The 8868-nt window shown below is 41.0% G+C and carries 7 protein-coding genes; all 7 read right to left on the reverse strand.

Translation table 11 applies throughout. The features are described from left to right. Positions 1 to 149: 149 nt before the first annotated feature. The 7 genes from LEP1GSC061_RS08775 to LEP1GSC061_RS08820 all read right to left on the reverse strand — a co-directional run bounded on the left by LEP1GSC061_RS08775 (position 150) and on the right by LEP1GSC061_RS08820 (position 8797). A complete protein-coding gene (locus LEP1GSC061_RS08775) occupies positions 150 to 611 on the reverse strand; it encodes a hypothetical protein (RefSeq protein WP_156844521.1) in 462 nt (153 codons plus the stop codon). A 2406-nt stretch (positions 612 to 3017) separates the two neighbouring features. Further along, the gene (locus LEP1GSC061_RS21435) at positions 3018 to 3320 is read right to left on the reverse strand and encodes a hypothetical protein (protein WP_156844522.1); all 303 of its coding nucleotides are present in this window, start codon (positions 3318 to 3320) and stop codon (positions 3018 to 3020) included. Between the two features lie 1501 nt (positions 3321 to 4821). Continuing rightward, on the reverse strand, positions 4822 to 5112 hold the full coding sequence (locus LEP1GSC061_RS08800) for a helix-turn-helix transcriptional regulator (RefSeq protein ID WP_040508296.1): 291 nt from the start codon (positions 5110 to 5112) through the stop codon (positions 4822 to 4824). Then, positions 5099 to 5491 (reverse strand): type II toxin-antitoxin system RelE/ParE family toxin, encoded by a 393-nt coding sequence (locus LEP1GSC061_RS08805; protein ID WP_040508295.1) that lies wholly within the window; start codon positions 5489 to 5491, stop codon positions 5099 to 5101. The genes LEP1GSC061_RS08800 and LEP1GSC061_RS08805 overlap by 14 nt, the downstream gene beginning before the upstream one ends. A gap of 658 nt (positions 5492 to 6149) precedes the next feature. Then, positions 6150 to 7166 (reverse strand): hypothetical protein, encoded by a 1017-nt coding sequence (locus LEP1GSC061_RS20815; protein ID WP_016545105.1) that lies wholly within the window; start codon positions 7164 to 7166, stop codon positions 6150 to 6152. Between the two features lie 191 nt (positions 7167 to 7357). Then, a complete protein-coding gene (locus tag LEP1GSC061_RS08815) occupies positions 7358 to 8134 on the reverse strand; it encodes a DUF2971 domain-containing protein (protein WP_016545104.1) in 777 nt (258 codons plus the stop codon). Between the two features lie 222 nt (positions 8135 to 8356). Continuing rightward, a complete protein-coding gene (locus LEP1GSC061_RS08820) occupies positions 8357 to 8797 on the reverse strand; it encodes a hypothetical protein (protein ID WP_040507423.1) in 441 nt (146 codons plus the stop codon). Between the last annotated feature and the right edge of the window lie 71 nt (positions 8798 to 8868).

Raw genomic sequence — 8868 nt, forward strand, 5'->3', positions numbered from 1 at the left:
GCGAGGCTTGCGTATGCAAGACGAGTGACAAAGCGAAATGTGCCGCAGGCCAAGCGAGAGTTGCGAAGCAATCTCGAAGCGCCGCGTCAGAGCCGATAGTTATGCGCCGTTTTCTTTCCGTAATAAAACAATTTAACTTAATTATATCTTTATAACGACTCAATATCCTCAATCAACATTACAACCGTCGATTTCTTTGAAGGATCCCTTGGTCGTGAAATTATGCCGAATTTAGCTGATATTAAAACCTTTTTTCCAATTTCTATTCTTCGAAATTTAGTAGCTATTTCCTTTTTAAAGAAGAGAAAACTATATTTTAAACATGAATCTTCGTCATACAGCTGACCTGTATCCTCAAGAGAAAAATCGTCACTTATTCCAAATATCTCCGTTAAAACTGCAGAATCAATAATCCCTGAATGCGAAAGAGTTTCAGGATATTTGCGAACCTGAAACCTAAAGGTGATTAATTTTTTGTAAACCTCTTCATTTTCAGATTTAGCAAGTCTACAAATGTCTTCCAATCCGAATTTTGAATATTCGGATCGTTTCGTATTAGTTGATGTGCAAGTAATTATGAAAGCGATACTCAAAAGATAGGCTAATTTCATTTTATCTTTGGGTCAGAGAAAAATTAAATTTCAACTTTTAATAAGCATTCTCTATTTGAGAATTATTTCAAAGAAAATGGCGCATAACGACGTTGGCTTGCCGACGTTTTTGCAATGGCACGAGACTTGCCGTGCAAGGCGAGTGACAGAAGCAAAATGTGCCGAAGGCCAAGCAAGGGTTGCGAAGCAAGCCCGAAGCGATGCGGCAAGTTGGCAGTTAAGCGAAGTTACGCCTCAAACACACTGCAATTTAATACAATTTCACTACTTGGACGAAAGTCCAATAGCATCCAAATTTACTAGCCCCAAAGTATCGCGCTCCCCTTTCGGGATTGGATAAAATGGAACCATAAGCTTCCGCAGGACGCTTAAATATCAAGATGCAATCCCTGGCGACGGCACCAGCTCGCATTGGGGAGCGCTTACACTCTGAAAAATTATCTATGTTTTAGAACCAAATCCGCACGCCTCCGAGCTTCAAAAAATAAAAAAACAAAATCCGGCGGAATTTCGCTTAACGACCAAGGCTTGACGACGTTTCGCGAGTGCGCAAGCACTTGGCGCGAGACTTGCTTTGCAAGGCGAGTGACAAAGCGAAATGTGCCGGAGGCCGAGCAAGAGTCGCGTAGCGATCTCGAAGCGAAGCGTCAGAGCCGTAAGTTAGGCGATGCGGCACAAACCTACAAACATAAAGCCCTTAAAGGTTCTAAGTTGCGAAACGAGCAAGCTTGGGGAATTAACTCCGCATGCAAGGACCACGATTCTCGTGAAGACAGTTGACGGTCATTCAACCGCCCATTGAGAAAGCCACCAGATACAGTGAACGTTTCGTGACGGATACCGTCTGAGTATCGCCAAATCATCTCAATTTTTGGTTCGTCGCCGAACTCTACGTAAAATTGGCAGCTTCTAGAGTTAAATTGGTATTGCACAATGAAGCCCCCTTCCGGTCCAGGACCGTTAATGAGCATATCATAATCCGGGTTCCCTCGACACACTGGCTTTTCTCGTTGCGACCGCAACGAGCAGATTGAAAGAAATGGAAATTCACAGTATTGAGCCTGGCCCGGGTACATTTGTCGGCAGCGTGGTGTTTCAGGGTCACCGTTGCTTGGATAACCAAGTTCCGCAGAGTAAGTAGTCCCGCTGAAAATGAAGTTCGATATCCAAAAGGGGAATCCCGATACAGATGGGGCAGATGCGAATTTGATGCGGGAACGGATTTCGGAGATTTTAGGCAAACACCCGACGGGTCCCGGATACAGGAGAGCAGGAAATGGGGGCCTGTCAAGATCTATAGCAAAGAGAACTGCAGGGATACCGAAGCACAGTAGGACGAAAGGTGCAATGTTGTTAAAATGTTTCATAAGATTGTGCCGTGTCGCCTAACGACGTTGGCTTGCCGACGTTTTGCAATGGCACGAGACTTGCCCTGCAAGGCGAGTGACAGAAGCAAAATGTGCCGAAGGCCAAGCAAGGGTTGCGAAGCAAGCCCGAAGCGATGCGGCAAGTTGGCAGTTAAGCGAAGTTACGCCTCAAACACACTGCAATTTTAAATAGTTATACTACTTGGATAAAAGCCCAATGGTAGCCAAATTTACTAATACTAACAAATCGCGCTCCCCTTTCGGGATTGGATAAAATGGAACCATAAGCTTCCGCAGGACGCTTAAATATCAAGATGCAATCCCTGGCGACGGCACCAGCTCGCATTGGGGAGCGCTAAAACTCTGAAAAATTATCTATGTTTTAGAACCAAATCCGCACGCCTCCGAGCTTCAAAAAATAAAAAAACAAAATCCGGCGGAATTTCGCTTAACGACGTTGGCTTGCCGACGTTTTGCAATGGCACGAGACTTGCCCTGCAAGGCGAGTGACAGAAGCAAAATGTGCCGAAGGCCAAGCAAGGGTTGCGAAGCAAGCCCGAAGCGATGCGGCAAGTTGGCAGTTAAGCGAAGTTACGCCTCAAACACACTGCAATTTAATTCAATTTCACTACTTGGACGAAAGTCCAATAGTATTAAATTCCCTTATTCCAAAGTATCGCGCTCCCCTTTCGGGATTGGATAAAATGGAACCATAAGCTTCCGCAGGACGCTTAAATATCAAGATGCAATCATGCCGACGGCACCAGCTCCATTGGGGAGCGCTAAAACTCTGAAAAATTACCTATGTTTTAGAACCAAATCTACACGCTTCCGAGCTTCGAAAAATAAAAAAACAAAATCCGGCGGAATTTCGCTTAACGACCAAGGCTTGACGACGTTTCGCGGGTGCGTTAGCACTTGGCACGAGTTTGCCCTGCAAACGAAGTGACAAAGCGAAATGTGCCGAAGGCCGAGCGAGAGTGCGAAGCATCTCGAAGCGATGCGTCAGAGCCGACAGTTAGGCGATGTGCTGAAATTATTAATTCAGAGCACTTCGTGAAGCAATGACTACAAATAGCAATTCAAACATTGCTAAAATTGACAAAGTCGTATCCGTATCGGAATCGATAATCAGAATCGTAATACCATTTAGAAATCTTGGTACGACCAAGAAAACAATTGAATAAACTTTGTATTTAGCATTAGACAAATAAAGAACAATTGCAGTTAAAATATTGATAATTCCAAAAGCAGGATAAGCAATTGAACTACTAATCTTTTTAACCGAGTCACCAAGATAATACTTGGCTATCCAATGTTGTTCATGCAGTGATCCTGCCATAAAAATGATCCCATATGCAATAGTAGCGAAACAAATAGATAGTCTATATTTATTGGCTATTTCATTATAAATAAGAAAAGTATTAAAACATGAAATTACTATTGTTAATAAGATTATCCATTCAGATCTATAAGCTAAATTAGATTCAACGCATGTTGGACATGACATCCCCTTTATGAATAATAACACGCACAAAAACTGAAGCAATATAATCAGTACTTCGGAGCAAATTAGCAAATTCCTATTTTTCATTTAACAAATTCTTTTATCTTAGACGATTTTTCAGCATATCGCCTAACGACGCTGGCTTGCTGACGTTTTGCAATGGCACGAGACTTGCTCTGCAAGGCGAGTGACAGAAGCAAAATGTGCCGAAGGCCAAGCGAGAGTCGCGAAAGCGATCTCGAAGCGATGCGGCAAGTTGGCAGTTAAGCGAAGTTACGCCTCAAACACATTGCAATTTAATACAATTTCACTACTTGGACGAAAGTCCAATAGTATGAAATCCCTTATTCCAAAGTATCGCGCTCCTCTTTCGGGATTGGATAAAATGGAACCATAAGCTTCCGCAGGACGCTTAAATATCAAGATGCAATCCCTGGCGACGGCACCAGCTCGCATTGGGGAGCGCTTACACTCTGAAAAATTATCTATGTTTTAGAACCAAATCCGCACGCCTCCGAGCTTCAAAAAATAAAAAAACAAAATCCGGCGGAATTTCGCTTAACGACCAAGGCTTGACGACGTTTCGCGAGTGCGCAAGCACTTGGCGCGAGACTTGCCTTGCAAGGCGAGTGACAAAGCGAAATGTGCCGAAGGCCAAGCAAGAGTCGCGTAGCGATCTCGAAGCGACGCGGAAGCACCGACAGTTAGGCGATGGAGGGCACTAATACCTGCAAAGAAAAATTCATTGCTATTTCCCAAAGCTTCAATCGCCCTATTAACCAATAATATATAATGCCCTAAGACTCTATCAAAGGTTTATAGAACTATTTCTAATGAGACTTGCTAAGAAAAAAATCGATTAACGTTTCATATTTCTTTACCGAAAGTAAAGTCCCGTCCTTTGCAAATATTTCCACTGCCGCAAAATCCGAGCAATAATATCCCAGGTTCGGATATGAATACGAAACTACTTTTATATGGTCACCCAAATCGGCTGAAGTCTTAAAATGGAAAATTGTAAAAGGCGAAAGATTAACCGCTACAAATAGAATAACTAAAATGATCAAAGAGACCACAAGAAACGGGCGAGCCCATTGATATTTTTTCATAATGTTAATTTTTGCCCTCTTTCGCCTAACGACCAAGGTGTTCCGACGTTTACGACGGCGCGAGCTTGCGTAAGCAAGCGCAGTGACGGAAGTAAATGTGGCGTAGCCCGAGCGAATGGTCGCGTTAGCGATCCATGAGCGGAGCGGAAGCACCGATAGTTATCCGATGTTTTCAAGCCGCATCGGAAAAGCTCCATATTTTACAGGAAGTAAAATATGGAGACCATTTATGCCGAAACTTTTCGGCCTTTAGTTGTGTTTAAAGATAAATCCAAATCCAATGCATGACAGATCTTCAGAAATGTACTAACATTAGTATTAATGCCCGTTTCTAACCTACTAACTTGCTGTTGAGTAACATGAGCTCTTTTGGCTAAATCTGCTTGACTTAGGCCTTTCTTATTTCTATATTCTTGAATTTTTAAAGCCAATGATAACAATTGTTTCTCTTGATCAAATGCTTCTGAGAAATTAGGGTTGCTCAGTTTATTTTTTAAATGCGACTTAAAGCTTTTCATCATTTAATCCCCTCTTCAACTTTTCTTCAGTAAATCGAGATAGAAATTCCTCTCGACAGTTTATTGCTCTCTTAATCTCACGAATTGGAACTTTCTGAACATTTTTTATAAACGCATGAGTAATTATAATGTAATACCTGAATGTAAAAAAGTATAAGAATCTAACTTGATCTCCTGAAAGTTTCAGTCTTAATTCATGAATACTATCAGTGAGCAAATCAGCATACGGCCTAGGTAAATTCGGACCATGCTGTTCTAGTTGATCAATCAAGGCCATAATCTTGGCCTGATTGTTTACGGATCGACTATCAATAAATTCTGAAACTGGACAATTTCCGTCCTCATCCTCATAGTATATTACAGTCCATTTCTGATTCACAAGTCACATTACATCATATACGATGTAATGTCAACTCCCAAATCTGCGGGCATGGACGCCCGCTGCATTGCATATTCAAAGCGGCTTGAAAATGTTCGGATAACGACGTTGGCTTGCCGACGTTTTGCAATGGCACGAGACTTGCCCTGCAAGGCGAGTGACAGAAGCAAAATGTGCCGAAGGCCAAGCAAGGGTTGCGAAGCAAGCCCGAAGCGATGCGGCAAGTTGGCAGTTAAGCGAAGTTACGCCTCAAACACACTGCAATTTAATTCAATTTCACTACTTGGACGAAAGTCCAATAGTATTAAATTCCCTTATTCCAAAGTATCGCGCTCCCCTTTCGGGATTGGATAAAATGGAACCATAAGCTTCCGCAGGACGCTTAAATATCAAGATGCAATCCCTGGCGACGGCACCAGCTCGCATTGGGGAGCGCTTACACTCTGAAAAATTATCTATGTTTTAGAACCAAATCCGCACGCCTCCGAGCTTCAAAAAATAAAAAACTAAATCCGGCGGAATTTCGCTTAACGACCAAGGTGTCCGACGTTTGCGTGGCGCGAGTTTAGCCCTGCAAACGAAGTGACAATGCAAAATGTGCCGCAGGACCAAGCGAGAGTCGCGCAGCGATCTCGAAGCGTAGCGGAAGCACCGACAGTTAGGCGAAGTATGCAGGGTCTCCAGGCATTAAATCAATTAATACGGGTTTCGAATAGTAATAGCCTTTGTTAGTCTTAATAAATAGGTGAAGTATTCCCTCATGCCAAATATTATAGTTCTTCAGCTGCAAAGTTATTCTTACTGCTGAGTTTCCGTTAATGTACATAGGTTTTTGTAAACTCGTTGAAAATTTAATATTAAGATTAGAAGCAATCCGCTGGATCGAACCTCGATATTCATCGGGCAGATTCTCGTGGTCTAAGATTTTGATCAATCTACCTTGATACTTTTCGGGATGATTTTTTTGATCTTCCAATAGAGTATATATTTTGTCATCAACCGAACCGATATCTACAGAATAACTTGCCTTTATATCGAGCTCATAAGCTTCACTTTCACCAAATCCTGCAATATGAGATATTGTACAATCAATTATGACACCGATTGAAGATATAGTAATTCCATTATCTATGTTGTTAATTAAAGATATATCGAATATAGGATCAATATCGGCAAATTCATAACGTCGAAAAACTTGATGAAATTCGGGATAAATCTTCGGATAGTTATCAATAAGCTCATCTGTCTCTTTCCATCCTTTTAACGATGAATCAAGTCTTATAAGACTAAATTCAATTATGTCTTTCTTTAACGCGTTAACATTGCTTAATCGACCATTCACATATTCTGACGCCTCATCTTCGGCACCCTGCTTCCAACTTTGTATTAGTTCAACTGTGTGTTTGTCTAAGTCGCTATCAATAATCTTTGCGCAATTCTGGCATAGCCAGATGCCATTTTTATAACTGGATCTTTCTAGTTCAGTGAGAGTTTTGTCGAATCTCGGCCCACCTGGTGATGCTGCGGTTATATGGCTAGCGACGCCGATATTGATTATTTTATCGTTTTCACTTGCCGGACCGACAGTTGCTCTTCGGCATTCCGGATTTGAGCATTTGTTCCCAGCGCGATCGGATAGCTTCTTTTTAATAGTTTGAGAAAAATCGTTCCTCATTTATATTCCTGTATATTTCGCCTAACGGCCAAGGCTTGACGACGTTGGCGAGCTGAGCGAAGCGAAGACAGGCATGAGAATTGCTTTGCAATTCGAGTGACTGAGCCAATGTGCCGAAGGCCGAGCGAGAGTTGCGTAAGCAATCTCGAAGCGTAGCGTCAGAGCCGTAAGTTAGGCGAAGTGCTGGGGACTTATACAATCGGTTCGTAAAGATCGTACTTTCCGATAAACTTAAGATTATTGGAATCACAATATTCCTTTATTTTTCTATTAAAAGTATCATCTGACTTTGGGTGAGTTTGAACATTCTCAATAAAACTTTCAATATACGATATATCAACCTTATGCCAATCTGGGCTAAAACTTTTCAATAAGTGTTCGTGTTCAGTGCCCGCCAACGCACTTTTAAATAATTTTATTTCCGCTGGACTTCCTTCATTGATAACTTCGGATTTTTTAAATATTAAACGAACTTCTTGTTCATAAGAAAATGGCATACGTTTTAGCGTATATATTTTCTCAAAATCAGTCCTATTTTTACTAATCCCTATTTTATTCAATTCTGCATTTAAATTGATTTCACTTTGATAATCCACATATAACAGATTTACACTTTTTATTTCTCTGATTTTATATTCGGAAACAGCAATTCTAATGGCTTGGTTATTAGAGCTATAAGAATTCCACATTGCTTCGCTCTCACCATTCATAGACCAAGATTGAGCAAAAAATATTCTTTCAAAGTGTAATGCTAAATCTATAAATATTCCTTTAGCTAAAGTATTCGGATATGTCTCTAGTATTTTTCTTATTTCATTTTGCCCACTTGTGGTTTTTAATTTTTGGAAAATATAGCCCTCATGCTTATCTTCCCAAACTTCAGGACGAACGAAATGCAGAGATTTTGTTTGAACTAAGTCATCAAATTTTTCAAAGCTGATGTATCTATATAAATATCTATTCTTCAAAATGAACTTCCAGCATTTCGCCTAACGACCAAGGTGTTCCGACGTTTCGCGAGTCCGAAGGACTTGGCACGAGACTTGCCCAGCAAGGCGAGTGACAAAGCGAAATGTGGCGCAGCCCAAGCAAGGGGCGCGAAGCGATCCCGCAGCGATGCGGAAGCACCGATAGTTATGCGACGTTGTTTAAATTTAACCTAAGTAAATCTTTTGCAGCTCAGTCTTAACTTATAATAGATTGGATTGAACAATACATTCTGCAAATTCAATATCTTTTCTACGAATATATATACTATAATCACCAGTTTCATCTGATCGGATAGACATATGAGAACAACCGGCTTTTTTCAATTCGTCGTAGACTTTTCCACAAATCTTTCTCGATTTACTTTCTTTGTAAAAAGTTATTTGCTCGTATCTATTTCCAATTATATTTTTTATTTTACGTTTATATAAGTCTTCAAATTCATCTTCGCTATCAATTGTACCGACAAAAATATGATACTGGTCTATGCGGGACTCTTCGAATTCAGGAACGGAATTTACTTCCTCTGATAAATATACATCAAAGCCTCCATCTATTCTTTCATAAACAACTACTTCAATCATATCGTAAATAGCTGGGTGGAAATGATACTCTGTATATTTTTTATAAAAATTTTCTGTCATCTGATTTTTTCAAACAATGTCGCATAACGACCAAGGTGTTCCGACGTTTGCGATGGCGCGAGGCTTGCCTC

The organism is Leptospira wolffii serovar Khorat str. Khorat-H2, assembly GCF_000306115.2.
In the GTDB taxonomy this organism is placed as follows: Bacteria; Spirochaetota; Leptospiria; order Leptospirales; family Leptospiraceae; genus Leptospira_B; species Leptospira_B wolffii.

What these genes read in the sequence shown, in the direction of transcription:
- LEP1GSC061_RS08775 (WP_156844521.1), bottom strand. Translation starts at nt 611, where the DNA reads ATGAAATTAGCCTATCTTTTGAGTATCGCTTTCATAATTACTTGCACA.
- LEP1GSC061_RS21435 (WP_156844522.1), bottom strand. Translation starts at nt 3,320, where the DNA reads ATGGCAGGATCACTGCATGAACAACATTGGATAGCCAAGTATTATCTT.
- LEP1GSC061_RS08800 (WP_040508296.1), bottom strand. Translation starts at nt 5,112, where the DNA reads ATGAAAAGCTTTAAGTCGCATTTAAAAAATAAACTGAGCAACCCTAAT.
- LEP1GSC061_RS20815 (WP_016545105.1), bottom strand. Translation starts at nt 7,166, where the DNA reads ATGAGGAACGATTTTTCTCAAACTATTAAAAAGAAGCTATCCGATCGC.
- LEP1GSC061_RS08820 (WP_040507423.1), bottom strand. Translation starts at nt 8,797, where the DNA reads ATGACAGAAAATTTTTATAAAAAATATACAGAGTATCATTTCCACCCA.